At 59.3% G+C, this 25,978-nt stretch carries 22 protein-coding genes, 1 tRNA gene and 1 other RNA gene; 14 read left to right on the top strand and 10 right to left on the bottom strand.

What is annotated here, in order from left to right:
* Positions 1-176: 176 nt before the first annotated feature.
* The 3 genes from HYZ49_17740 to HYZ49_17730 all read right to left on the bottom strand — a co-directional run bounded on the left by HYZ49_17740 (position 177) and on the right by HYZ49_17730 (position 6,501).
* Positions 177-1,181, bottom strand: coding sequence for an HD domain-containing protein (locus HYZ49_17740; GenBank protein MBI3244127.1), 1,005 nt, complete (start codon positions 1,179-1,181; stop codon positions 177-179).
* An 83-nt stretch (positions 1,182-1,264) separates the two neighbouring features.
* Positions 1,265-4,624, bottom strand: a complete 3,360-nt coding sequence (locus HYZ49_17735) for a GAF domain-containing protein (GenBank protein ID MBI3244126.1) — start codon at positions 4,622-4,624, stop codon at positions 1,265-1,267.
* 2 nt (positions 4,625-4,626) lie between these two features.
* The gene (locus tag HYZ49_17730; GenBank protein ID MBI3244125.1) at positions 4,627-6,501 is read right to left on the bottom strand and encodes a tetratricopeptide repeat protein; all 1,875 of its coding nucleotides are present in this window, start codon (positions 6,499-6,501) and stop codon (positions 4,627-4,629) included.
* A 67-nt stretch (positions 6,502-6,568) separates the two neighbouring features.
* On the opposite strand from HYZ49_17730, the gene HYZ49_17725 reads away from it, so the two are divergent.
* The 4 genes from HYZ49_17725 to cas4 are packed head-to-tail and all read left to right on the top strand — an operon-like array spanning position 6,569 to position 9,102.
* A complete protein-coding gene (locus tag HYZ49_17725) occupies positions 6,569-7,534 on the top strand; it encodes a LysM peptidoglycan-binding domain-containing protein (protein MBI3244124.1) in 966 nt (321 codons plus the stop codon).
* Between the two features lie 8 nt (positions 7,535-7,542).
* The gene (locus tag HYZ49_17720; protein MBI3244123.1) at positions 7,543-8,241 is read left to right on the top strand and encodes a 1-acyl-sn-glycerol-3-phosphate acyltransferase; all 699 of its coding nucleotides are present in this window, start codon (positions 7,543-7,545) and stop codon (positions 8,239-8,241) included.
* Positions 8,242-8,297: 56 nt separating this feature from the next.
* The gene (locus HYZ49_17715) at positions 8,298-8,534 is read left to right on the top strand and encodes a hypothetical protein (GenBank protein MBI3244122.1); all 237 of its coding nucleotides are present in this window, start codon (positions 8,298-8,300) and stop codon (positions 8,532-8,534) included.
* Between the two features lie 58 nt (positions 8,535-8,592).
* Positions 8,593-9,102: a CRISPR-associated protein Cas4 gene (cas4, locus tag HYZ49_17710; GenBank protein MBI3244121.1), complete on the top strand. Its 510-nt coding sequence runs from the start codon at positions 8,593-8,595 to the stop codon at positions 9,100-9,102.
* A gap of 8 nt (positions 9,103-9,110) precedes the next feature.
* Here cas4 and rsmA read toward each other — a convergent pair whose 3' ends face one another.
* From rsmA to HYZ49_17690, 4 genes are all read right to left on the bottom strand, one after another.
* Positions 9,111-9,920, bottom strand: a complete 810-nt coding sequence (gene rsmA, locus HYZ49_17705) for a ribosomal RNA small subunit methyltransferase A (protein ID MBI3244120.1) — start codon at positions 9,918-9,920, stop codon at positions 9,111-9,113.
* Between the two features lies 1 nt (position 9,921).
* Positions 9,922-11,331 (bottom strand): DUF348 domain-containing protein, encoded by a 1,410-nt coding sequence (locus HYZ49_17700; GenBank protein MBI3244119.1) that lies wholly within the window; start codon positions 11,329-11,331, stop codon positions 9,922-9,924.
* A gap of 115 nt (positions 11,332-11,446) precedes the next feature.
* Positions 11,447-11,546, bottom strand: an RNA gene (gene ffs, locus HYZ49_17695) — signal recognition particle sRNA small type.
* A gap of 38 nt (positions 11,547-11,584) precedes the next feature.
* A tRNA-Ser gene (locus tag HYZ49_17690) sits at positions 11,585-11,670 on the bottom strand.
* A 24-nt stretch (positions 11,671-11,694) separates the two neighbouring features.
* On the opposite strand from HYZ49_17690, the gene HYZ49_17685 reads away from it, so the two are divergent.
* The 6 genes from HYZ49_17685 (at position 11,695) to HYZ49_17660 (ending at position 19,470) form a co-directional block, all read left to right on the top strand.
* On the top strand, positions 11,695-11,835 hold the full coding sequence (locus tag HYZ49_17685; GenBank protein MBI3244118.1) for a hypothetical protein: 141 nt from the start codon (positions 11,695-11,697) through the stop codon (positions 11,833-11,835).
* A gap of 49 nt (positions 11,836-11,884) precedes the next feature.
* Entirely contained in the window at positions 11,885-12,679 is a 795-nt protein-coding gene (locus HYZ49_17680) for a pilus assembly protein (GenBank protein ID MBI3244117.1), read from the top strand.
* Positions 12,633-14,465, top strand: coding sequence for a VWA domain-containing protein (locus HYZ49_17675; GenBank protein ID MBI3244116.1), 1,833 nt, complete (start codon positions 12,633-12,635; stop codon positions 14,463-14,465). The genes HYZ49_17680 and HYZ49_17675 overlap by 47 nt, the downstream gene beginning before the upstream one ends.
* Before the next feature lie 8 nt (positions 14,466-14,473).
* A complete protein-coding gene (locus HYZ49_17670; GenBank protein ID MBI3244115.1) occupies positions 14,474-16,567 on the top strand; it encodes a pilus assembly protein in 2,094 nt (697 codons plus the stop codon).
* Positions 16,568-16,684: 117 nt separating this feature from the next.
* The gene (locus tag HYZ49_17665) at positions 16,685-18,793 is read left to right on the top strand and encodes a PAS domain-containing protein (GenBank protein ID MBI3244114.1); all 2,109 of its coding nucleotides are present in this window, start codon (positions 16,685-16,687) and stop codon (positions 18,791-18,793) included.
* The gene (locus HYZ49_17660; GenBank protein ID MBI3244113.1) at positions 18,790-19,470 is read left to right on the top strand and encodes a response regulator transcription factor; all 681 of its coding nucleotides are present in this window, start codon (positions 18,790-18,792) and stop codon (positions 19,468-19,470) included. Before HYZ49_17665 ends, HYZ49_17660 begins: the two co-directional genes overlap by 4 nt.
* Here HYZ49_17660 and HYZ49_17655 read toward each other — a convergent pair whose 3' ends face one another.
* The gene (locus tag HYZ49_17655; protein MBI3244112.1) at positions 19,471-20,808 is read right to left on the bottom strand and encodes a glycoside hydrolase family 1 protein; all 1,338 of its coding nucleotides are present in this window, start codon (positions 20,806-20,808) and stop codon (positions 19,471-19,473) included. It abuts the gene before it with no gap.
* A 3-nt stretch (positions 20,809-20,811) separates the two neighbouring features.
* The gene (locus HYZ49_17650; GenBank protein ID MBI3244111.1) at positions 20,812-21,522 is read right to left on the bottom strand and encodes a GNAT family N-acetyltransferase; all 711 of its coding nucleotides are present in this window, start codon (positions 21,520-21,522) and stop codon (positions 20,812-20,814) included.
* A gap of 174 nt (positions 21,523-21,696) precedes the next feature.
* Here HYZ49_17650 and HYZ49_17645 point away from each other — a divergent pair, with 174 nt between their 5' ends.
* Positions 21,697-23,139 carry a hypothetical protein gene (locus tag HYZ49_17645; GenBank protein ID MBI3244110.1) on the top strand — a complete coding sequence of 481 codons (1,443 nt, stop codon included), beginning with the start codon at positions 21,697-21,699 and terminating at the stop codon, positions 23,137-23,139.
* Between the two features lie 53 nt (positions 23,140-23,192).
* Here HYZ49_17645 and HYZ49_17640 read toward each other — a convergent pair whose 3' ends face one another.
* Positions 23,193-23,864, bottom strand: a complete 672-nt coding sequence (locus HYZ49_17640; protein ID MBI3244109.1) for a VTT domain-containing protein — start codon at positions 23,862-23,864, stop codon at positions 23,193-23,195.
* 175 nt (positions 23,865-24,039) lie between these two features.
* Between HYZ49_17640 and HYZ49_17635 the strand changes: the two genes are divergently transcribed.
* The 3 genes from HYZ49_17635 (at position 24,040) to HYZ49_17625 (ending at position 25,922) form a co-directional block, all read left to right on the top strand.
* Complete coding sequence (locus tag HYZ49_17635) at positions 24,040-24,387, top strand: roadblock/LC7 domain-containing protein (protein ID MBI3244108.1); 348 nt, start codon at positions 24,040-24,042, stop codon at positions 24,385-24,387.
* A gap of 87 nt (positions 24,388-24,474) precedes the next feature.
* Positions 24,475-25,041 (top strand): 4-vinyl reductase, encoded by a 567-nt coding sequence (locus HYZ49_17630; protein ID MBI3244107.1) that lies wholly within the window; start codon positions 24,475-24,477, stop codon positions 25,039-25,041.
* 20 nt (positions 25,042-25,061) lie between these two features.
* Positions 25,062-25,922 carry a response regulator gene (locus HYZ49_17625; GenBank protein MBI3244106.1) on the top strand — a complete coding sequence of 287 codons (861 nt, stop codon included), beginning with the start codon at positions 25,062-25,064 and terminating at the stop codon, positions 25,920-25,922.
* Positions 25,923-25,978 lie beyond the last annotated feature (56 nt).

Here is a 25,978-nt window from a genome sequence, read left to right as displayed (position 1 = left end):
TTCTTCACTCAGTTCCCGCCAGGCACGGTCGAAGTCGGTTCGTTTCATGGAGCCTCCAAAAGGGGTATGGGCTGTCGGACGCGCAACGTGCCCCTATCTTACTCCTCTCTCTTCTGCTCCCAAAACTTTGACGGGCACTCCGTTAGAAGATTGTTAGACGTTTGAAGTTTGGGGTTTTATTCTTCCCGACTCTGCTCTTCGATAGCCAAATCATCGCGCCCGGCATACAACGACCTGCCCAGCAACCGGTCATAGGGCGTCCAGGGTTCGCCTTCGGGGCGGGTTGCCAGCAGTTCGCGGAAGCGGTTAACTTGCGAGTCCAGTTCTTCGATCTGGTGCAAGGCCATGGCCTCCAGCGTTTGCGGGCGGCGGGGCGACCCCCACTCGTAACGGCCATGATGGCTGACCATCATGTGCCGGACTCGCAGAGCCAGGTCTTCGGGGAATCCGGTGATGGCGGCCATGACCGCCGTCACCATCTCATCGCCCAGAACCACGTGCCCCACCAGAGTCCCTTCGTCGGTGTAATCAATGTCAGTCTCCCAGGTGTATTCACGCACTTTGCCGATGTCGTGCAGTAGCACACCCGTCAACAGCAGGTCGGCGTTAATTTCGGGATAAAGGGCGATGACGGAATCGGCCAGCGCGGCGACTGAGGTGGTATGTTCAAGCAGGCCGCCCAGGTAGGAATGGTGCACCCGCCGCGCGCCGGGGGCGGCGGCGAACTGTTTAATAAACTCCGGGTCGTCGAAAAAGTGGCGGGCGAGGGCGTTGAGGTGCAGGTCGCCGATTCGCCCCACCAGGCCGCGCACCGTTTCCAGCATGGCCTCGATGTTTTTGGCCGTGGCCGGGCGGAAGTCGCGCAGGTCAATTTCGTCGGGCTGGGCCGGGCGCAGTTTGGCGGTGATGAGTTGCGGGCGATCCAGGTAGCTTTCGACATCGCCCTGCACTTTGACGATTGCTCCCTGCTCAAACGTCTCGGCCAGTTCGGGCGCGCCTTCCCAAACGCGGGCCAGCAAACTGCCGGTGCGGTCGGCAAGCAAGAGAGTCAAAAACTGCCCACGCGAACGATCTCGAAACGCTTCAAGCTGTTTATAGCGCACCAGATAAAAGCCGGTGATGCGCTGGCCGGGCTTGAGTTCTCGAATGTAAGGGCCTTTGTGAGGATGAAAGGTTTCCATCTGGGACTCTGTTCGAGCCACAAAGAATGCAGAGGAACACGAAGAAAAAATCCTGGTGTCTCTTTGCGTTCTTCGCGGTGTCTTTAGGCGGCGGGCAAGGTGAAGTTGAAGGCACTGCCACCCTCAGGCCGGCTCTCCACCCAAATCTTGCCGCCGTGCGCTTCCACTGCCAGCTTGCAGAAGGCCAGGCCCAGACCGGTGCCGCGCCGCCGCCCCTGCCGCCCGCGCACCTGGGCGAAACGGTCGAAGATGCGGGCGCGATAATCGTCGGGGATGCCGGGGCCGGTGTCTAGAACCTGGCATAGCACAAAGCTACGGCCATCCTCGCTTGGCACATCATCGTACGGGCTGGCCCGCACGATCACAAAACCGTTGGTGGGCGTGAACTTGAGGGCATTGTCCACCAGGTTGGTGAGCACCCGCTCTACTTTGTCTGAGTCGATCAGCAGTTGCGGCAAGTCGGCTGGCACCTCGTTGAGCAGGAAGACGCTCTGCTGATTGGCTACTTGCACCTGCTCGTCCACCACGCCGGCGGCGATCTGATCCAGGGCGGTTGGCCGTTCGTCGAGGTGCATCTGCCCGGCTTCCATCTTGGAGATGTCGAGCAGAGAATCCACCAGGTTCAACAGTTTCTTGCTGGAGCGAAGAGAGACTTCCACCGCCTGGGCCAGGATGCCGGTCTGGTCGGTCGGAACGACGACGTCCTCGATGAGCTTCAAACCGCCCAGCACCGAGGTCATCGGGCTGCGCAGGTCGTGGACGATCATGGCCGTCACTTCTTCACGAATCTGCTCCAGGTCTTTCTCTTCCGTCACGTCGCGCAAAACAATAACCCAGCCGATCACGCGGCGGGTCTCGTCGTACATCGGCGTGCCTGAACGCTCGAAGAAGCGTACTGCCGGAGACGTGACCCGGTAAGTCTGCTTGGGATCGTCAAAGGTCATGCCTTCGGCCAGGTTGGATAGCAATTGCAAAAGCGTCTGCGGCGTGAAGCCGAGCTTCTCGGCGATGCCCAGGTCTTCCTGGCCGAGCAGGTCGGCCATGTATTGATCCACCAACTGACTGCGATCAATGGCCCACATGGTTTCGATGCGCGGGTTCATCAACACCACCCGCCCTTTGGCGTCAATGACCAGCACGCCTTCGCGAGTGGAGTTCAACACCGCCGACAACCGGTCGCGGCCCTCGGTGACTCTCTGGAAGAGGCGGGCGTTTTCGATGGCAATGGCGGCCTGAGCCGCCAGTTGCGAGGCGAAGTTGGCGTCGTCTTTGTCGAAGGCCGAGAGCGTGGGCGCTTCCAGCGTCATCACGCCGAGCGTTTGCGACTCGCGCTTGATGGGCACACTCAACATGGATTGGGTTTGCTCACTAACGCTCACGTACTCCAGGTCGGCCCGCACGTCCGGCACCAGATGGATCTCGCCGGATTTTTGCACCCGGCCCGTAACCGAGGTTTCAGTCATCGCCCGTTTATTCAGATCGAACGACTTAATCTCCGGCGAGTAGCCGCGCCAGGCGACGACTAGCAGGATGTTCTTCTCAACATTATGCAGATACAAACTTCCCAGCGTGGCGTTGGTGAAGTCCATGGCCCGGGAGAGGATCAGGTCGAACAATCGATCCAGATCGAGCATGGAGGTCAATTCGCGGCTGATGGTGTCGAGGGCCTGCAACTGATCCACGCGCCGGACGAGGGCCTGGTCGGTGCGGGCAAACAAACGGGCGTTGGCCACGGCCAGGGCCGCCTGCGAGGCAAACGTGCGCAGGAGTTCAATCTCGGAGGCGCGGAACTGGTGGGGTTGGGCAAAGTAGGCGGCCATCACCCCGATCATTTCGCCCTGAGCCACCAGAGGCAATTCGGCGTAGGCGGCAAATCCTTCCGTGCGCGAGAGGTCAATGATCTCTCGCGGCAGTTTGCTGATCTTAACGTCCGCAATGACGACCGGCTGGCCGGTGGTGACAGCCCGCACCCGGCCAGAATTTTCCAGCGAGATACTGCGCGAGGCCAGCAAATAGGCTTCGGTGAGTCCTTTGGCCCGCGCCAGTTCCAGCACTTGCCGGTTCTTGTCGAGCAGGAAGATGGCCGACTTCTCGGCGTTGAACACCCGGTTGACCGACGAACAGACCAGTTCCAGCACGCGTTCCGGGTCGAGTGAGGCGCTGATGGCGGCGGAAATTTCGGTCAGGGTCGCCAGTTCGGTGGCGCGGCGGCTGATCTGGCCATAGATTTGAGCGTTCTCCAGGGCGATGCCGGCCTGTCCGGCGACCGTCGTCAGCAAGGTTTGAGTCTCTTGAGTGATCGTTTCGCCGGGGACGTAAGTGATGATCGCCAGGCAGCCAATGGCGCGGTCGTTGGCGATGAGCGGCACACCGCACCAGGCCTCGGGGTTATTATCGCCCGTTTCAAGGCGAAGCCGTTTGAGAGTCTCGGTCATGTCGTAAGGCACAAGCAACGGTTCGGCTTTGACGATGACGTAGTCGGTGAGGCGGCTGGCCGTCTTGCGGGTGTTCCAGTGAACCCGTTGCCCATTCTGAATGGCGATGGGGAAGGAGATGGTTTCGGTTTCAGGCTCGTAGAGGGCGATGTAGAAGTTGGCGACGCCGATGAGGGAGGCTACCTGGGCATAAATGGTCTCAAGCAGGGTATCAAGATCAAGGTTTGAGCCCATGGCCTGGCTTACTTTGTTGAGCAGGCTGAGTTCGCGCAACCGTTTCTCGGCGGTGATCTGCGCCCAGGTGAAATTATGGACGACAATGGCAATGACGCAGGCCAACACCGCAAAAATAGTGAAAGTGGAAACGCCAAATTGATTGGAAGCCAGCACGGCGTAAATGGCGATGGGCAACGGCAAAATGGCAATGAGGGCCAGGCGGCCACCATTGAGAGAGAGGTAGCGTTGAAGCGTCTCGGCCCGCAAGCCCAGATCAATCAGCAACATCAGAATGTAGCCGACTAGAAAGCCGACGACATAGCCTGCCAGAGCAATGGCGCTCTGGTTGGTCCGGGCGACGAGGGGATATTTGCCGCCGGCCAGCCGGTAGCCAACGGCGGCAAGCATCAAGCTCACAATTTGATGAGCAATGTCGAATGCCAGGAAACCCCATTGCTCGTCGCGGGGCATGTCGCGGAAGCTGGGGCTGAACCGCCAGAAGCTCCGCACTAGGCCGCCCAGCAGAACGCCGCCGACGACGGCGGCCACCATGCGCGTGGGTGTGAAGAGCAAAACGGCGGCCAGACCTACCAGGTGAACCAGCGATCCTTCGCCGGTGTAAAGCGGAATGTTGAAGTTGACGATGACGGCCACAGCCACCAGAACGACGATGAACTGGAATCCGAAAGAAGTTATTTCGCGTGGAAAGGCGATGGCGAACAGCGACAACAGCAAGAGCGCCGCCAGGCCCAGCGCGATACGAATAGTGTTACGGATTTGATAAGCGTTCATGCTTAAGGTGTGGGTGTTGTAGGCGCGAGTGTATTCGTCGCGTCCGGCCCGGGGCCGCCCAGGTCGGCCAACAGTTCGGTTGCGGCAGTTCGATCTTCGTCACGGTCTGTTACGTTCAATTGAAGCGAGGCCCGCAAATCGGCAACGGCGCTCTCGCTCTCCCCAGCTCCATTGTACGCCAACCCGCGCTGATAGAGGGCATCGAATTTTTCGGTCTCGGTAGTTGCCTGGTCGAGGGCATTGGTCAAACTGTGGGTTGCGTCGGCGTAGGCTTCGGCCCCAATTTGCGCCAGACCCAGCCAAAAATTAGGCTCAAACAGGTCGGGGGCGCTGGAGGCGGCCCGCCTGAATTCAGGGATTGCCGAGGCATAATCGCCGCCTTCATAATAGGCCTTGCCAATTCGCAGGCGCAACTCAACCGTCGAGCCGAGGCGAATGGCCGAGTCGAAGTCCTGGCGGGCCGCCGCCGCGTCGGCCAGAACGAGTTGAAGCTCGCCCCGGGCGACAAACGCCTCCTGCAATCTCGGGTCAAGCTCAATGGCTTTGCTAAAACTGGTGAGGGCTGTCGGCGTGTTGCCCAGTCCAAGAAAAGCCTTCCCAGACAGCACCCAGCCTTCGGCATCATCGGGCCGGTAGGCCAGATACAGGTTCATCGCTTCCTGCGCCGTCGAAAAGTCGTCAGTTGCCAGAGCCAGCCTGGCTTTCACCCGATGCAAATCCAGCGCCGTCGGGTCAACGTCCAGCCCGGTTTCCAGCGCGGCGCGGGCGTCTTCGGTTTGGCCGGTGATGAAGTATTGCTCGGCCAGCCGCCACAACACCTCAACATTGTCCGGGGCCAGGCCTTGCGCCAGTTCCAGTTCGACGAGCGCATTCTCCCGATTACCCCGGCTGATATAAAAGTCGGCGGCGGCAATGTAAGGCTCGGCCCAGGCCGGTTCGTTGGACTTGGCCTGCTCGTAATCGTTGATCGGATTGCCGCCCAGGGCAAAGTTGGCCCGACCATGCCCCAGGTGCGCCGGGGCAAAATTGGAGTTGATCCGGAGGGCCGAGGTGAAAGAACTAAATGCCCGGTTGTAGTCTTTCTTCTGCAAATAAATCTCGCCGCTGTAGTAATGCGCCACATAGTTATCCTTGTTTTCCTGAAGCGCGTCTTTGAACAACGAGAGCGCCAGGTCAAGGTCGCCTGCATCATAAGCGTTCTTGCCACGAGAGTAGGCTTCCTCGGCAAAGAACACAGGCGTGAACGGCGGGGGTGTGGGCGTGAGAGTCGCCGGCAACCCCAGGAAGAATTCAACCGGGGTGAGGTTTGCGCCAACGATGGGTGTGGCGGTGCGAATGGCCGGGGTGGCGCTGGGGATTTCGGTGGCGGTGGCCGTTAAGGTGAGAGTTGGGGTATTCGTCGGCGGCGGGGTGAGGTTGGCCAGCCGGTTGCGTTCGACAATAAAGTTGAAAGCCAGGAATCCGCCTGCCCCTAAAATGACGGCCAACAAAGTGACGATGAGTAGCGTTTCCAAACGGCGGCTGCGGCGGAAGCCAAGTCCGCCGCGCCGGGCCTGAGGTTGAGTCCTGGTTTCGGGCGTGACGCCGATCACTTCAATGTTCAGGTCAGCCCGCATCTCGGGCGGCAAAGCGCCCAGCAGGGCCAGCCCGCGCTTGGCCGTCTTGTTGTTCGGGTTGAGTTTGAGGACGGCGTTCAGGCAATAGACGCGCTCACGATCCGACTCTACGACCGAGCTCATCCACAGCCAGGCCTGCTCGTTCTTCTGGTCGTAGCGCAGGTAGCGGGTGAACTTGTCTCGCGCTTTAGCGCGTTCGCCGCGCCGGGCGGCGTCAATGCCTTCAACAAGCAATTGGTTGTCAACAACGGGGCTGGACATATCGGTCAAAGTTTAGCATGGATTGATACGAGGGACAATTCGATTGCGGGCTGTATAATCGCGGACAATGCTCAAACGATTCTTCTGGCTCACCCTCTGGCTGGCGGCTTGTGGGGCAACGCCTGCGCCCACGCTGGGCGTGCCAACAGCGATTCTGCGCCCCCTGCCCTCTTCGACCTTCACGCCGGTCTTGCCGACTCTCGCCTCATTACCCACAACCACCGTCGCCCCAACGCTCGCCCCGTGGGCGGAGCCCATGGCGGCCAGCCCGACGCCCGTCGTCTACGTTGTGCAAAGCGGCGACACGTTGATCGGCATTGCCGTTCGCTTCAACATCACCCTCGAAGCGCTGGAAGCCCTCAACCTCGGCCTCGACCCGGCCAACCTGCAACCCGGCCAAACCCTCATCATCCCGCCCGGCGGCGTGGACTCTGCCGCGCCGCTGACGGCGCCGACGCTCGCCCCGCTTTCGGTGACGGCGGACCCGTTCACCTGCCAAACCACGCCAGCGGCCAGCCTGATCTGTTTGAGCGAATTTGTGAACTCGACGAATGACTCCATTGTCAACCTGGCCGTGCAAGCGACGCTGACGAACGACGACGGGGCCGTCGGCTCTGTGGGAGTGGCTTATTCACCCCTCGACCTGATCCCGCCCGGCGCCGCCGTGCCGCTGGCCGTCGTCTTCCCGGCCCCGGCCTCTGGCCGCCAGGCCGTCGCCTCGGTGGCCCAGGCCGACTCGGGCGCAGGCCTGGCCGACCGCTTCACGCTGTTGACGGTGAACGACCTCAACGGCGTCCCGACAGAAGGCGGCTTTACCGTGAACGGGATCATCGCCAACTCTTTTCCCGCCAATGTTCACTCAATCGTCGTGATCGCCACTGTGTATAATTCGTCTGGCTCGGTGGCCGGCTATCGCAAAATCACGCTTGAGGAGCCTTTGGCCGCCAACGCCGACGCCGCTTTTTCAATCGCCTTGCCGGGCGTTGGCGATGTTGCCCGCTGGGCCGCCATCGCACAAGGCCGCACTCGATGAAAGACAATTTGGCCAAGAGACTCATTCGCGGAACTTTTGATCTGGCGTTTTGGACGCTCACGCGCCGCGCGTATTATGGCCTGGAGAACACTCCGCAACACGGGCCGTTCCTGATAGTGGTGAATCACCTGAGCATCATTGATCCGCCGTTTGTTTACACCGCCTTCCGCCTGCCCGACATGGTGGTGTTGGCGGCAGACAAATACAAGACCAACCTCTTCATGAAATGGATAGTCGAAACGATAGGCGGGGTGTGGATCAACCGCGGCTCGGGCGACCGGGGCGCAATGAAGGCGGCGCTCGACGTATTGAAGCAGGGCAAGATTCTGGGCATGGCCCCGGAAGGCACGCGCAGTTCGAGTCACGCCCTCATTGAAGGCAAGACCGGGGCGGCGTTCATCGCCGCCAAAGTGGGCGTGCAACTTTTGCCGGTGGTGATGACGGGAACCGAAAAAGTTTACGCCGGCTTCAAACGGCTCCGGCGCACCGACATCACGCTCAGAGTCGGCCCGGCCTTCACCCTGCCGCCGCTCGACCGCGAGTCGAAGACCGAAGCTCTGGAGGCGCACACCCACGAGATCATGTGCCGCCTGGCCGCGCTCCTGCCCGAAGACTATCACGGTGTTTATCGGGGCGACCCGCGCATCGCCGAGATCAGGGCCGCAACGCCGCCGTTGAAAAAGCACAAGCGCCATCCGAAACCGTAACGCGATATATTCCCAGACCCTAAAGGTCTCGAAGACCTTTAGGGTCTAACCTTTGCATGCGAGTCATCCGCGCTTCTGAGATTGGCGAGTACGTGTTTTGCCGCCGGGCCTGGTGGTTGCGGCACGTTCGCGGCTTGAGATCGGCCAACGTTCGCGAACTGGCTGGCGGCACGGCGGCTCACGCCCGGCACGGCTGGCTGGTTCAAGCCTCAGCCGCCTTGCGCGTGGCGGCCTTGATTCTCTTTCTCGCCGCCCTGCTCTTCTTCGCCGTCTCTTTCTTATTCCCATCCTGATTTAGAACACAAAGGCACAAAGCCCTAAAGCTTTTCTTCGTGTCCTGGTGTCCACGACATGCTCCCCCTCTTTCTGATTCTGCTGGCCCTGCTCTTCTGGTTTCTTTCGCAGAGAGCGCAACGCGCCAGCGGCCTGCCAACCGGGCGTGTGGTGTACACCGACACCGGAGCGTGGGGCCGGCTGGAGAAGCCGCTCTTCTCAGCCCGGTATCAACTCACTGGCAAGCCGGATTATCTGATGCGTGAGAGGTCGGGCTACGTTCCGGTTGAGGTCAAGTCGGGGCGAGCGCCCGCCGAGGGCGCACATGCCTCACACATCTATCAACTGGCCGCGTATTGCCTGCTGGTGGCCGAGGCTTACGGCCAGCGCCCCTCGCGCGGCCTAATCAAGTACGCCGACAAAACGCTGGCCATAGACTTTACGCCTCAGTTGGAATCTGACTTGCTGGAACTACTGGACGAGATTCGGGCCGACGGGGAAGCCGACGATGTGGCTCGCTCGCACAACTCGGCGGCCCGTTGCAGGGCGTGCGGATTCAGAGAAGTGTGTGATCAGGTAGTCGAGTAGTCGGGTAGTCAGGTGGTCGGATGGCTCAACCGCCTCCACTCCTCAATCGTCAACGTCTCGGCCCGGCGCGCCGGATCGATCTCGGCGGCGCGCAGTAGCTTCTCCGCCTCGGCACCATTCAACTTCAGCCCGGCAGACAGCGAGTTTTTGATCTGCTTGCGCTTCTGGCTAAACCCCGCTTTGACCACCTCGAAGAAACGATCGGCCTCCGTCCCGCGCAGAGGCGGCTGATCGAAAAGATTGATGCGGACGATGGCCGAGTCCACATCCGGCTTGGGATAGAACGCGCCCGCCGGAATGTGGCCGACGAGGTGCGGTTGGCCGTAGAACTGCACGCTCACGGCCAGCAGGCTCATGTCGGGCGGCGCGGCGCAAATGCGCCCGGCCACTTCACGCTGGACGGTGAGGACGATGACCGAGGGTTGAAACTCGGCTTCGAGCAGGCGGCGGATAATGGCTGAGGTGAGGTAATACGGGATGTTGGCAACGACTTTATAGTTACTAGTAATTAGTGATTGAAGATTGACGGTGAGGATGTCGCCGTGAAGGAGGGTGACGTTGTGAAAGCCGGCGAGGGTGTGGCGCAAGACCGGGATGAGGCGATCATCCAGTTCGACGGCGACGACGCGAGCCGCCGCTTGGGCGAGTTGCCGAGTGAGGCTCCCGGCCCCCGGCCCAATTTCCAGAACCACGTCGCCCAGCCCAACGTCGGCGGCGGCCACGATCCGGCTCAGCACAGCCTCGTCAAACAAAAAATTCTGGCCGAGACTCTTTTTGGGCTTGACTTTGAAGCGGCGAAGGGTGTCACTCAAATCCATTTCAGGGCAAAATCCATTTGATCTGGTCGGCGGGCGGCACAGGGCCAACAAAGTAGACGGTGACGTAGTCGTGCCACGAGACGTAGTTCCAGTCGTCGTAGCCCAGGTCAATCATTTTGCCTTTGACACCGCCGCCGGTGTCCTCGGCGGCGACAAAGCCGTAGCCCGACACGTAAAGTTGCGTGCCGAGCGGCATCACGTTGAGGTCAATAGCGGCCATGCCGATGGTGAGCGTCTTGCCGGAGCGGGTGCGGCCATACCAGGGCGCGGTTCGCGGCGTGCCGGCGCGCGCGGCTGAATACGAAGTAGCATACATTCGCACCGCCCGCCAGTATTGAACCGGACCGCCTGCCGTGTCGAGCGAGCGCAGGACGATTTGAGTGCCGTAGCCGATGATGCGCGGCTGGGGTTGGGCGGCCACCCATTGATCTTCAACCGTCCGCGAAACTTCGATCCCATTTTCGAAGCGCACGCGCAGGCGCGAGGCCGTCACGCCGTTCGTCCCGGCTTGCACGAGGCGCGTGTTGTCAATTTCCAGATCGGGCAAAGCCTGGAATTGGGTGGTGTAAGCGAGCGGTTGTTGTTCGGTGGCAATTTGCTCGACGACGCGAACCACTCGAATGGGTGAACCGTCGGCGGGCGGCGGGTCGGCTAAAGAGGGGGCGACGATGTCCAGCCCCACGACGGCCACCCCGGCCTCGGCCAGCACTTCGGCCACGGTCGCCCGCCGGGTGCGCGTCGTCATCGTCGCCCCGTCCACCTCAATCGTCACCGGCAGGGCGCGAGTGATGGTGACGGTGAGGCCGGGCGTGAGCGGCGAGTCAAGCGAGGGCGTCACGCCATCGGCCAAATAAGTGGCGATGTCCGCCTCGGCCAGCGCCTCGCCAACCGTGAGGGCCGAGGTGATCAGTGTTTGCTGAATGCTGTTATCGAGAATAGTGATCGGCCTGGCGCGTTGGATGACGACGGTGTGCGGCACAGCGCCTGCCGTGTTGAACGCGTCTGCATCGGGCGCGAGGCGTTTGCCGTCCACGTAAACGGAATCGTCGGGCGCGAGGGTGCGGCCTGCTTCGAGGAGAATGGCCGAGAGTTTTTTCTGGTGAGTGTGGATGGTGGTGGTCTGGCCGCTGTCTACAATTTGCACCGCCTGGGTGCGGATGAGGGTGATAGTTTGGCCTGATCCCAACGGCTCGTCCGCGCCCGGCTGGAGGATGTCTTCAGGCTGGAGGGCGATCCCGGCGGCGCTCACTGCTTCGCCGACGGTTCCGGCCCCGGTGTTGAAGGTCACGGTTGAGCCGCCGTCGTGAAGGGTGACCGTTTTCTGCGTCAGGGCAAAACCGGCCAGGCCGAGGATGACGAGGCTGACCGGGAGGATGAGAATGAGCCAGCGAGGCAGTGGGTAGCCAGACATGAAAAGCAATCAGCGGTCAGTGATCAGCCCTCAGTGGTTGGCGTGGAGAAGACGCTCGCTGATGGCTAATTGCTGACCGCTGACAGCTAACAAATAAGTCCCGCGACGATGAAACTCCAGCTCGGCAGACTGCGGCACCCCAGAATGATTCCGTACCGGTGCTCCCTCTCGGGCCTGGCGGGATTCGGGAAGTTCTGGCCGCGCAGGGCCAAGCCTTCAACGCCCCACCGTCGCGAGAAGCATTATACCAGAGCGGAGAGGGTGGGATTCGAACCCACGATGGTGTTACCCATACTCGCTTTCCAAGCGAGCGCACTAGACCAACTATGCGACCTCTCCAGGTTGGACGCGGGAGATTATATCATGCCTCACCCCCACCCCGGCCTGTCGGCCACCCCTCCCCCTCTCCTGTCGGCGTTGCTCGACAGGAGAGGGGGAGGGGCCGGGGGTGAGGCGCATTACGTTCCTCAATTGTTTCAGGGCCGTTTCAAAAACAGGGCTTGAGCAGGCCAGAACAAGCGACAGCGAGCCGAATCCTTATAAAATGGGAGTCATGAAAGGCAAAACTCACCACAAACGCGGCCAAAGTTTTACGGAACTTGCCATCTTCATGCCAATCCTGATTCTGCTGTTGGCCGGGATGGTCGAGGTTACCTTTTTATTTAACGACTACCTGCAAATGCTGGACGCTGTGCGCAATGGCTCCCGCGAGTCGAGCGACAGCGACCCATTCCCCGGCAATGTTGATTCAGCTCCGCCATCAGCTGTGTCTGGCGCTTACGACGACTACAAAGATTGCTCAACCACCCAGAACTTCTTCCGGCGGACCGGTTGCAATACCAACGACGGCTTAGGCCCGCTCAAAATGAATTTGAGCACGCCGTATAGCGGCGCTGTCGTCAACACCTGCAATGGCACGGGCCAGAGCGCGACTTTTCAGGATGACATTGTAATTTCAATTTTTTCAATTGCCAGAGTTGGCGCCTCTGGCTCAGAAACGTTGGAACTTAAACGCTACGACAACAACCAGGTGTCGGGTGGCGTCGGTCAGCTTGTTGAAGACACCAACCAAAGTGGTTGGTCACTGATGGACGATTTCATGTCTACCAGCTTCGGCGGCGTTGGCAATATGTGTTCAGCCGTGACCATTGCCCAGATTACCACCCGACTCAGCGGCACTAACATCCCGCTGGTGCCCAACACCGCCTTTGTGCTGGTGGAAGTTTTCAAGCGACATTATCAATTGTTCAACGTCCCCGGCTTCGGCGACGTCATCCCAAATCCCATTCCGGTAGTCTCTTATGCCATCTTCCCACTTGTTTCGGCGGAACCCACGCCAACGCCCTAATCGCTCCTCGGCGCAACACACGCTCGCCGAACGCGGCCAGAGCGCCGTCATTTTGGCGCTCATGTTCATCTCCCTGCTGGCCTTTGTGGGCCTGGCGACTGACGCTGGCATCATTTACATGAGCTTCGGCCAACTGCGCCGCGCCGCCGATGCGGCGGCCTTGAGCGCCGCCAGCCAGCTACGTGAAGCGCGCCCAATCAATCAAATTACTGAGGCCGCCACCCAGTACGTCCGCCTGCAAAACATTCAGGTGGGTGCCGGCGACGTGGTCGTTGAAACATGCGCTGACTCGGTGCCCACGTTTGGCGAAATCCCGGACAGCAAAACCCATGGCAAAGTGCTCCTCGACCCGTCCATTTGCACCTTCCCGGTGCGTAAGCTTGTGCGGGTGACGGTGACAACTAACGTGCAACTGGCCTTCATGCAACTCTTCGGCTGGCGCGACCCGATCCCGCTCACCACCTATGCCGTGTCCGAAGCCGCTTCGTTGGAAGTGATTCTGGTGATTGATACTTCGTATTCGATGGTATACGACTCATCGGGTTCCAACGGCGTGGACGACGACCATGACGGTTGTGTGGATGAAACCGCCGGGCAAGGCTGTGACGCCAACAACCTGAACGACAACTGGCTGAGACAAGTAGTTGACCTAGTGCCTTCTGCAGGTGATGGCGATGGCGTTGATCTGAGGCCTAATTGTAATTTGGTGACGGCGCAGGGCAACCCGACGATTGGCGATCCGATGTCGGGCGGATCGGGGCTGTACGGTTTCACTTACGGCAGTCCGGCTCAGTCCTACCTGCCAACCGAGTACATCCCCTCAGATGTAGGCACGATTGCCAGCCCGATCCATGCTTGCAGGCCGTTTGAATGGGTGCGTGACGCCGCCGTAAGGTTTGTGTCCACCTATGTCAAATTCCCCTACGACCGGGTGGGCATCGTCACCTTCGCCCAGCAGTCCACCAACCCGGCTACCAATGGCATGGGATTGATCCAGAGTGTGGGTAGCACCAACTCAACCAGCGTCACAGCCACTGTCAATGCTCTCAAGGCCATTGACGTTTCGGTGCCGCCATATTGCGAAGACCCGGATACCGATGGCAACCCCAACAACGATTGGTACAACACTTTGCCCGGCGCGCTCGGCGCTTGCTACTCAACTGACACTGGTGATGGACTAAAAATCGCCAAAGAAGACCTGGACTTGTACTCGCGGCAGAACGCTTTGCGCTTCGTTATCTTCCTTTCGGATGGCGCGGCCACCGGCTCATTGCCCACTGCCGCCCAAGCCTGGGGAGCGCCCGGCAAGTATGCCTGTCCTAACAACTTAACCAACGATCCCGATTACTTCTTTTATAGACCGTGCTCCGCTGACGGCAACTCAAGCTTGAGTACCCGGCATGCCAACACTGACATTAACTACGATGCCGACGATTATGCCCGTGATCAGGCTGATGTTTTTGTTGACCCAGACAAACCCACTATTCTCTTCACCATTGGCCTGGGGGCAGAAGTGACGCAAAACCCCGGCGTGGGCAGTGACACCAGTTGCCCGGCGGCGCAGTGCAATTCGGACAGTTTGCCGAGCGGCGAGCAACTCTTACGTTACATCGCCGATCAGGGCGACGGTAGCGTTGGTTCGGAGTGTAGCCGCGACGCCAACTGGTTGTATCAGGCCACCATTGGCACTTCCTGTGGTAATTATTTCTACGCTCAGGGCGGGGCCAATCTGGCCGCCATCTTTACTCAGATCGCCGATGAAATCTTTACCCGGATTACGGAGTAACAACCAACATGACTTCTCCTTCACCCAAACATCAACGCCATCGAACCCTTCGAGCGCAAAGCATGGTCGAGTTCGCGCTCTCCCTACCCATCCTGCTTCTTTTGATCATGGGTATCGTGGAATTTGCCCGTATGTTGCACGCCTTTCTGGCGGTGGAGAACGCCGCCCGCTTTGCTGTGCGCTACGCCACCAGCGGCCAATGGGATGATGCTTACTGCGAGGATTTTCAATCACCCCATCCGCAAGCGGATGCTGATACCGAAAAGTGCTCATCATCTGCCGAGCAGGATGCCGCCCGCCTGCCCTCCATTCGTGACGCGGCCCGGGCCGGTGGAGCCGGCATTTCCATGGGGCCAGCACCCTCCAACAAATATTCGCCAGATCGCGAAAAAATCGCTTTCTTCTACACGACTATTTGCTCTACGCGAGATGGCCCTGACGATGACAATAATGATGGAAAACCCTATGGCAAAGGTGAAATCCCTGACTTCACCCCTCTTGGCCCCGGCTTTCCGCCTGACGGCGACCTGGAAGACTGCCAACCCACCGAAGATGCAGGCGGCCCCGGCGATAAAGTCATCGTCATGGTGCGGTTCAACCATCCCCTCATCACACCCATCACCGGTCTGTTGAGTTTCTACGGCAACGCTACCGGCGCGCCGCCCGGCTTCGGCAGTCAGGTCACCCTGCGTGCCCAGCGCGAGGGCATCGTCGAACGCTTCCGCATTTCGGATGTCGCTGAGGTGGGCCAGAACTTCAGCACTAGAACCGAAACTTTTACGCCCACATCTACAGCTTCGCATACGCCCACCTTTACGCCTACCTCTACAGCCACGAAGACGTTTACGCCCACCAACACCTTCACGGCTACCAAGACCTTTACGCCTACCAACACGGCGACCTCCACTAACACCACTGCTCCGACCAACACGGCCAGTGCTACTGCCTCGCCCAGTTGCGGCATTCTCACCACCGATTCAACCGAGCCGCTCTACGGCACTGGCATCACAAGTGATGGCGGCAACAACCGGATCATCTCCCTGCTGACCAACGTCAGCCCGACCTACGACGCCATCCTCACCAGCGTCAGGCTGGACTGGAACGGCGGCTGGCACGATCAGGTGGGCACGCTGGCCGGGCAAACTCTCACCAAGTATCAATTGGGCAATAACGACATTTTGGACCTCTCGCCTGACCTAAGCCTTAGCACAGGCGCAATAAACGTCACCCATACCTTTACGGCCAGCGCCGCCGCCCGCACGATTAGCAAGAGCACCAATGCGAAATTCAAGCTACTCCTGGCACTCAACGAGTCCTACCTGCATGGCCGCGACTTCCGATTGACTATTAACTACACTGTCGGCGGTTTGAACTGTAGCATTCTGGTTCAGGGCCGCTATGGGCCAACCGTCACCGCCAATGTGCCGGCCGGCGTCGTCAACGGGCCGTTCACCATTGGGGCCAACGCCGCCGACACAGGTGAAGCGGGCTCGATCAACGAAGTGGTGTTCGACATCTACAATTCCGCCGGAATCAAAGTGCTGTCGTGGCGCGAGACCGGCGCGCCTTACTGCGTGAATGGCGACACGGGCGGGGTGTGCAAGACTCTCACTCCCGGCCTCAACTGGCCGGCCAGCAACAACAGCGGCCCCGGCGGCGGTCTGATCACCAACGACAACTACACAATTTACATCACCGCCAAAGACAACGACCCGCATAAGCAGGTAACGCGAATCATAGCCACGATCTCGCTCAACGCGCCAACACTCACGCCGTCGCCGACATTCACCCGGACGAACACGCCTCCGCCCACCAACACCCCCGGCCCGACCAACACGCCGACGATCACCCGGACGCCGACCAAGACCTTCACGCCGAGCCAGACCTTCACGCCCGCGCCGCCGACCAGCACCTCCCCGCCGTCGAACACGCCGACGAAGACTCTGGTTCCCTCGGCGACGTTCACCCGCACGAATACGGCCACGCGGACGAACACACCGACGGCGACGTTACTCTTCACGCCGACCTACACCAACTCACCGACGCCGTCGAAGACGCCCACGCCGACGAACACCAGAACACCAATCCCTCCCGGTGGCTAACCATTCTCTTCCAGCTTCAGTTCAAGACCCTTCGGGCAAAACCCGGAGGGTCTTTCTTTTTGCCAAAGCACCTTTGTCCTAACTGCGCCGCGCCCGGTTTTACTTTATAATCTGCCCATGTCTTCCGCGCCCTTCTCACAAACCTGGCAACGCTGGCTGACGGCCCTGAGCGTGGCCGGTTTGCTCTCGCTGTTGGCGCAACAAATAGACTGGCCCTTCGCCCGTCTCCTGCAGTTTGCCCTGGAAGCCATCGTCGTCGCATTGGCCCTCCAGCTTCGGGCCAAGAGCCAACCTGCCCTCCAGCCGGCTTGGGATGCGTTGGCCGTCGGCCTCTTCATCTGGCTGGTCAGCAATCTGCTCACGGCCCTGCTGGAGGCCTTCACCCGCTCCACTTCCCTTGCGCCGTCTATCATTGACTTGATCCGCCTCGTCGGCTACCCGCTCCTGGCCTTCGGTCTGTGGCGCTATCCTATGGGCGCCCGCAACCGCGCCACCCGCCTGCGCGTCCTGCTCGACCTGCTCCTGGCCGTCGGTTGTGCCGCCGCCATCATCTACGACCTCAGCCTGCGGCCCCTGTTGGCAACGGCCCAGGCGACGTTTACAGAACCAGCCATTATCATCTGGCAGGCGGTTTATCCTTTTGCCGCACTCCTGCTCACCCTGGCCGCTGTGGCCGTAATCTTACGCGCCCCGCCTGCCGGCCTGCACGCCTCCCTCATCATCGTCGCCGTCGGCCTCATCACCGCCGTCAACTTTAGCCCGGCGCTAGGGCAAATCATCATCGGCTTGGGCGCGCTCCTAGTCGGCGCGGGCGCGTGGCCCGGCCTCGACCTGCCCCGCCTCGGAAGCCGCCGCACCCGCCTCATCCAAATTGCCCAGCGCTTCCTGCCGGTGCTGGCCGTGCTCACCCTTTTTGTCGAAACCATCTCTCTACAATTCGTCACCAGCCAGGCCGACGCCACCAGCCTCTACCTGGCCATCCTCTTCAGCGCCCTGCTCGTCGTGCGGCAGGGTGTTCTGCTTGGCGAAACCGATCTCCAACAATACGCCCAACTCGTTAACAGCACCACCGACGCCGCCTTCGTTTGCAAAGAAGATGGCCGGCTCCTGCTGGCCAACCCGGTGACTTATAACCTGCTCGGACTGCAACCCGGCGACGAACTGGGCAACCGGACTCTGGCCGACCTCTTTCAACCCCTGCCACCCGCCTCGGTCGGGGAGATTCTCGTCCTGGCCCGAACCGGCAGCTGGCAGGGCGAAGGCTCGGCCAAAACGGGGAGCCGTCCCATCACGCTGGCGCTTTCCCTGAACACCCTGCGCGACGAGGCCGGGATCGTGGCCGGGCTGGTCGGAGTCGGGCGCGACGTCACCGAGCGCAAACACATGGAGTCCAAGCTTCGCAGCCTCAACGCCCAACTGCTCGAAGCCCAGGATCGCCTCATGCGCGCCAACGCCGACCTCGAGCTCAAAGTGACCGAGCGCACCGCCAACCTGGAGTCGGCCAACCGCCAGCTCGAACAACAAAACGCCGAACTGCAAACGCTCGACGAACTCAAATCCGAATTCATCTCCCTGGTCTCGCACGAACTACGCGCCCCGCTCACCAACCTCAACGGCGGCCTGGAGTTGATGCTCACCCGTGACAAAGAGATGTCGCTCAAGTCGCGCGAGGCCCTCACCCTCATGAGCCGCGAAGCGCGCCGCCTGACCAAGATCGTCGAAACCATTCTCGACATCTCAGCCTTTGAGGCCGGGCAGTTGCCCATCAAGATCGCCCCCCTTTCGCTCAACTCGCTCCTGCCTTCAGTGGTCGAGCAATTCCTCTCCAACCCCAACGTTGACCGTCTTAACCTGAACCTGCCGCCCGACCTGCCGCCCGTCCTGGGCGACGAGCGCGGGTTGCGGAGCGTTTTGTTTCAACTTATTGACAATGCCTTCAAATATGCACCCGAAAGTCCTGTTGAAATTTCGGCCCACTGCAACGACACTATGATCCAAATCCGGGTCAGCGATCATGGCCCCGGCATCCCGAGCGACCAGCAGGGCAAAGTGTTCGGCAAGTTCCATCGCGCCCAGCAAAGCGATTCGCAAAAAGTGTATGGCTACGGCCTCGGGCTTCACACCTCCCGCCGCTTCATGGACGCCATGGAAGGGAGCATTGCTTTGGAAAACACTCCCGGCGGCGGGGCTACATTCTGCGTTAGCTTACGGAGAGCAAACCTGTGACCACTGTTCTTGTGATTGATGACGATAGCACCCTGCTGAAATTTTTGGGCGAGTACCTGCGCGACACCAGCCTCACGGTCTTCACCACCGACAAAAGCGAAACGGCGTTGCGGATTCTCTACGACGAGCGGCCCAATATTGTCGTCCTGGACGTGATGATGCCCGGCATGGACGGCTTTGTGCTGGCCTCGCGCATCCGCGAAATCTCGTCGGTGCCGATGATCATGCTCACCGGCAAAACGTCCGAGTCCGACAAACTGCGCGGCTTCCGCATCGGCGTGGACGACTACGTGACCAAGCCTTTCAGTTTCGCCGAACTGGCGGCCCGCATCAACGCCATTCTCAGCCGCGCCCGCGACTCTTCAGCCGCCGAACGGCAACTGCACGTCTTTGGCAGTGTTTCGATTGATCTCGATCGCTGGAACGTGACCAAAGACAACGAGGCCGTCTCACTCTCGCCGACCGAGTTCAGGATGCTCAAGTTTTTGGTGGAGAACAAGGGCCGGGCAATCTCGGAAGAGGAGTTGCTTCAGGCGGTGTGGGGGCTGGAAGAGGGTGTGGAGCGAGGCTACGTGCGCCGCTACATCTGGTTCCTGCGGCAAAAACTGGAGCGCGACCCCTCCAACCCCGAAATCATCCAAACCGTGCGCGGCTTTGGCTACCGGATGAGTGATTAGTCACCCCGGAAACATTGTCGGCAGAAGCTCAGGCGCGTAACGGGCCGCCATCTCCGAACTCAGCGTATTGGTCTGGCAAACCTCGGCGTAGAGTTTGGCCGCCGGGCGTGGCCGGCGTTCCTGCGTCGCCAGGTCAAGCTCGTACAGGCCAAAGCGTTGCGACCAGCCGCGCTCCCACTCAAAATTGTCCACCAGCGTCCAATAATAATAAGCTGTCACCGGCCAGTTGAAGTTGATGGCCGACCACAACTGCCGCAAGTGCAGAATCATCGCCCGGTTGCGCCGGCCTTCGTCTTCATCGCCCCAGCCGTTCTCGGTAATCATAATTGGCTTTTTGAACCTGGCCGCCCACTTGATCGCCCGGTACAGCCCTTCAGGGTAAAGTTCATTGAGACCTAAATGATCCAGCTCTGCTTCCGGTGTGTGAAACGTGCGCCCGAACAAGGCGGCAGGTTGTGAGAGATCAAACGTCGAGCGGCGGCGCGAATAGTAGTTGACGCCCATGTAGTCCATCGTCCCGGCCAACTCTGGCAAGCGTTCGTTGACCCGGCCCAGCGGAAAAAATAATTTCCCGGTGTGAAGCGCCTGCGGGATCGCCTCGTTGAAGAGCCGGTGCTGCAGGCGCGACACCCAGCCATCAGGCGCGGACTCCGGTTTGGCCGGATCGATCAGTTGCAGGTGGTGGGCGATCCCCACCTTTGCCGCCGGCTGAAGTTCGTGGATGACTCGATAAGCCGCCGTGTGCGCCAACAACACGTGGCGAATGACTTTGAAGTAAAGCTGGATGTCTTTCTTTTGTGGCGGCCACAGGCCCACCAGATAGCTTTGATAAGCGAAGATATTGATCTCATTGATCGTGCACCAAACATCAACATAGTCGCTTAATGCTTTTACCACTTTGCGCGCAAACCGCTCAAAGTAGCCAACGACTGCGGAGTTCTCCCATCCGCCCTTCTCAGCCAGCCACAACGGATTCGTGAAGTGATGCAGAGTGACCAATGGCTCCAGGCCGCGCTCGCGCAAGCCTTTGACCATTTCACGATAATGATCGAGCGCCTCTTCGTCCCAAACGGCCAGCCGGGGTTCAATGCGGCTCCAATCCACGCTCAGCCGGTGGGCTGTTTGGCCGTCGGCGGCGGCGCGATCAAAATCCTCGCGCCAGCGTCCGCTCCACCAGTCGCAGGCCACTGCCGCCGTGCCGCCCTCGTTGATGTTACCGGGCTGTTTTTCCCAAACGGCCCAATCGCTGTTAGTCGCTCCGCCTTCCACCTGGTGGGCGGCAGTGGCTGTTCCCCATTTGAAACCGCGCGGAAAAGTATGGGTGGCTATGATCGTCATTCGTCATCCTTTGAGAGAGGCTTGCCCGGTATATTCTCTGGCGCCAGTATCCACGAACCCCACGCTTTCCGCCAGCCGAATGGAGGCCGTGTTCTGCTCGTTGACAAAGTAGAGTGGTAGTCGCCCGTCTTTGATCAGCGCGGCGGTCAGCGCCGAGAGCACGGCTTTGCCCCAGCCACGGCTCCGGGCCGCCGTTTCAGTGTAAACATAGACTTCGGCGAACCGGGGCGAGCGCCAGTTGACGCCGGCGCTGGCAACGGCGACGCCGTTGGCGTTGATCTCGAATCGCGGCCAGCCATCAGGCGTCGGGTTTGAGACTACCATGACGTTGATCTGCGGCTCGAACTTCGCCGGGTCGAGGCGGTAGATCAACAACAATTCGGGATCGGTAATGATGAGATGTTGGTTGACGGCGTTTGCCAGCGAGAGCGGCGCAGTCAGGTAATAGGCCCGGTTGGGCGCGAGTCCGGTTTGGAACAGGGAAAGGGCCGCCTGATCAGAGGCGGCCCGGACTGAGACGACGGGCCGGAACAGATCCATGCCGGTCTGTGCCTGAACTAAAAATCCGTCAATTCGATTCGCTGAGTCGCGATGCGTAAACAGAGAGACGCGGCTAGGGTTGTGATGCAATGCGTAATAGGCGGCAAAAGCGTCGGCAGGTGAAGCCTCATCAATAAATTGGCGCACTGCTGTGCGTTCATCAGAGTTAGTCATCGCGTTTTAGTTCGTATGTTCTAAAAAAATCGGCGGTGTACTGCTTCAAATCAGTACATTTACGTAGAGAATTTTAGAGATGTAATTGTTTCTTATTTGTAGTATTGGGTATATAATCCACGCAGTGCGGGCTTTCGATCATCATTGTAATTTAATTCTACACCCCATCCTTATATGAGAGCACGAAAAATTGCCCTTATCTGGATTTTGTTGATCTTCATGTTAGCCGCCTGCGGTTCTGAGGGAACGCCGACCGCAGGGGTGCTCGGCGAAGGTTATTACCCGGTTTCAGAAACTTTCACCCATTTTTATGAGAGCCGTGATGGCCCACACACGTTGGGCGCGGCTATCTCGCCTGAGTTTGCGGAAGACGGCGTCCTCGTTCAATACTTTGAGAACGGGCGCTTGGAATATCATCCTCAGTTGCCGGCAGAGAGCCAGATCATTTTAGCCAACCTGGGTGAAATAACTTATGGCCCCTCGCCCTGCGTTCCGCCCGAGAGTGTAGTGTCGGGCGCGCTGTATTTTAGCGCCACTTGTCATTCAGTGCGCCCCGAGTTCAGGCCCTTCTTTGAGAAATACGGCGGCGTATCTTTCTTTGGCTATCCCATCTCTGAGGCATACGTCGAAGACGGCCATTTGATGCAAGTGTTTGAGCGGATGGCCATTGTCTGGGATGGCGCCCGGGCTGAAGATCAACAGTTTGGCCTGGCCAGGCTTGGAAGCCGGGCTTGTGCCAACAACAATTGTTTGATTCCTCCCAGCTCTGAAAATATCAGAACTTCGACCCCAACCGCTCCACCCACGCTTGACACGATTGAGGCGTTCTATTTGACACACGGCGGGGAAAGAGTGTTTGGCTTGCCGCTCGGCGGACGACAAACAGGAAGCGACAGCGCGGTTGAGCAGGTTTTTGAAAACGCAGTCCTTTACGAAAATCCCGCCGCCTCTGAAGGTGTAAGTTTTCGGCCGCTGGGCCTGCAAACACTTGGCGGCCCGGCGCCGAGCGCGCCACAACTGGACGATCCCAATTCAGGATATTTCGACAAGTACGGCCACAACGTGGCTTATGGCGTGTATGATTTTTACAGGAAGTATGGCGGCGAAGCGGTCTTCGGTTTCCCGCTCGATGAGCTTCATGTGGCGGGCGATCATCTGGAGCAACACTTTGAAAACATCGCCATTACCTGGCATTTGAACCTGCCGACGGATCAAGCCGTGCAGTTGATGAATCTGGGGCAGAGGACTCTGCCGCCTCAACCCTCTTTTACATTACCGCCGTCAGTGCAACCGCAAATGCTCTTCGTTGTCACCGAGCCGGAATTCTCGGTTCTGGAGGCCGAGAAGAAGCAACAAACTTTGCGGGCCTGGGTGGCCGACGAAAACGGCTTGCCCGTGGTCGGGGCCAGGGTGACGTTTGTGATGAACACGCCGAGCGGCGAGTTAAAGTATGTTATCAACGCCACAGACGCCAACGGTTTCGCCTCAGTGACCTTCAAGCTCAAATCCTACAAGCCGGGCGACTTCATGTTTTACTCGGCCACTGCCGCCTACGGCGGGTTGACCGCCTCAAAGGATGATGCGTTTGTCCCCTGGGACGAGAAGTTGAAGCCGTAGAATCAAAAACTCCCGAAGGATGACACTCTTCGGGAGTTTTTCTTTGGGCCTCATTAATTGGCGTCGCGGGAACGGCGGGCAAGAACTGTTTTGAGCCAGGCAATGATCTCGCGTCGGTTGTCATTCCAGAGGTGAATGGCCGTTGGCAGCACCGATATAACAATGACGGCTACCACGATGATCAGGAAATACTTGTCTAACACTTCCGGCGGGAAGAGTTGAGCCAGGAAGTAGCCGGCCAGAGTCACGCCGATTCCCCACAACACGCCGCCAGTCAAGTTGAAAAAAAAGAATTTGCGGTATTCCATTTCCACCGCCCCGGCCACAATCGGGGCAAAGGTGCGGATGAACGGCATGAACCGGGCCAGGATGATAGTCTTGCCGCCATGTTTGTCGTAGAAGGCTTTGGCGGCCAGCAGGTTCTTGCGTTTGAACAGCAGGGAGTTTTCGCGGTTGAAGATGCGCGGCCCGGTCTTCGCGCCAAACCAGTAACCGACGTTGTCCCCAACCACGGCGGCGATGAACATGAGCGGCGCTAAAAACCAGATGTTCAACAGGCCGCGTGAGGCCAGCAGTCCGGCAGTCAAAAGCAGGCTGTCGCCTGGCAGAAAAAACCCAAAGAACAACCCTGATTCGGCAAAGATGATGATGAACAAGAGGGTGTAGCCGACATTGGCGCCGTAGCGGGTGATGAATTCGACGATTTGCTCTGTATTGAAAGGCATGATACATTCCTGTTTGGTTGAAGTAGTGAGCGCAACTTTACCACAAAACAAGGCTGTTTACGCGGTAGTTTGCTTGACAAGCCTATAGCGATATGCTAAATTACTCGGCGCTGGCTATCAGGAAAGGTCATTTGGGGTAAGGAGACATGCCTTGACTAAATCTCGGAGTGAAACAATGGTGGGTCGCTTGCGCGATCTGCAAGTCAGTTCGCCTGACGTTGAAGCGGCGGCAGTGGTGAGCGTTGATGGTCTTACCATGGCTTCCGCTCTGCCTCGCGAGGTTGAAGAAGACAGGGTCTCAGCGATGTCGGCGGCCATGCTTTCTCTTGGTGAGCGCATTGCCAGTGAGTTGGGGCGCGGCAATCTTGATCAAGTCTATATCAAGGGTGAAAACGGATACGTGTTTCTGATGGCCGTCGGGGCTGAGGCCGTCCTCACCGTTTTGGCCCGCAAAGATGCCAGGTTGGGGTTGTTGTTGCTCGATATGCGTCGGGCCGTGACCGATCTGACAAAGATGATCTAACGCGCAGGATACTCGGAGGCAACTGTGGCAATTCCCAAAAGTAGTTTGTTTTATCCCAATAAGTTTGCCCGCATCACCATCCTGGCAATGGAAGAAGTCATGGGCAAGAATGGCCTTAACGCCATTTTGAACATGGCCAGCCTGAGTCACCTGATTGATAATTACCCGCTTGACAATCTGGAGCGAGAGTTTGATTTTTCCGACTACTCATCTTTGCACGCGGCGCTGGAGGAAATGTACGGCCCGCGCGGAGGCCGGGGGCTGGCCCTGCGCGCCGGGCGCGCCGTCTTCAGTTCGGCCCTGAAAAACTTTGGCGCCCTGGCCGGCGTTGGTGACATGGCCTTCAAAGTTCTCCCTCTGCCCGTCAAAATCAAAGTCGGCCTGCCCTCCGTCGCCAAAGTCTTTACCCAGCTTTCCGATCAGCACTCCACGGTTGAAGAACGTGATAATGAGTACGTCTACGTCATCCATAAATGCCCCTGCTGTTGGGGCCGGAAGACCGACAAGCCGGCCTGCTATACTGCCACCGGTCTGCTCCAGGAGTGCTTCAAGTGGGTGTCAGGCGGCCATGAGTTCCGGGTGAATGAAGAAAAGTGCGTCGCGTTGGGCGATGATGTGTGCGCTTTTGTCATTCAAAAAGAACCCATCAGTTGACCCAACACGGAGGCCGCTGAGTGGCCGAAAAACAGTCCATCCTGATTGTGGAGGATGACCTCGACCTGGCAGAAATGCTCAACGCTTATTTCCGCGTTCAAGGCTACGAGGTGCACACTGCCGCCTGGGGAGAAGACGCCATTCGTATCTCCCAACGTTCCACCCCCGACATTGCCCTGCTGGACATTCGCCTGCCCGACATTGACGGCTACGAAGTCTGCCGCCAGCTCCGGGCGCACCGCCGCACCGAAAACCTGCCCATCATTTTCCTCACCGAACGCCGCGATCGTGTGGACAAGCTTCAGGGTTTGGAGCTTGGCATCGTGGATTACATCACCAAGCCGTTCGACATTCAGGAACTGCGCCTGCGAGTCCGCAACGCCCTGCGCCGGGCCAACCAGGAAACGCTGATCAACCCGGTCACCAATTTGCCTGAAGGCAAGTTGCTCGACGAACAGTTGGAGAAACTGCTCAAGTCGAACGACTGGGTGGCCCTGGCCATGCAGGTGCGGGGGCTGGACGCTTTCCGCGACACCTATGGTTTTGTGGCCGCCGATGACGTGCTCCGGGCGGTCAGCCTTATGATCAGCAACATCGTTCGCGAGGCGGGCGGCGAGAACGACTTTGTGGGTCATGCCTCGCCCAGCCAGTTCATTGTCATCACCTCCGCCGCCCGGGCCCACCAAATCGCCGACCGGGTTCACACCCGCCTCACCCAGAGCATGGATTATTTCTACCCGCTCAAAGATCGGCAGGCGGAAAGCGGCCCTGCTCACGGCGGACGACTGGCCCTGGTCACCAAAACTATCAGCGCCGGCGAGGGCCGCTTCAGCGACATGAGTTCGCTCAAGGCCGCTATTCAGAACGTCAGCAACGCCTGAAGTAAAATTCTGATCATCAGGGCCGCCGCCGACGGCTCTTTTTTTATTTATGCGCT

This window comes from Chloroflexota bacterium, assembly GCA_016197225.1.
Taxonomy (GTDB): domain Bacteria; phylum Chloroflexota; class Anaerolineae; order Anaerolineales; family VGOW01; genus VGOW01.
The sequence above is the reverse complement of the archived record's forward strand: the minus strand, read 5'-3'. Positions and strand labels throughout refer to the sequence as shown.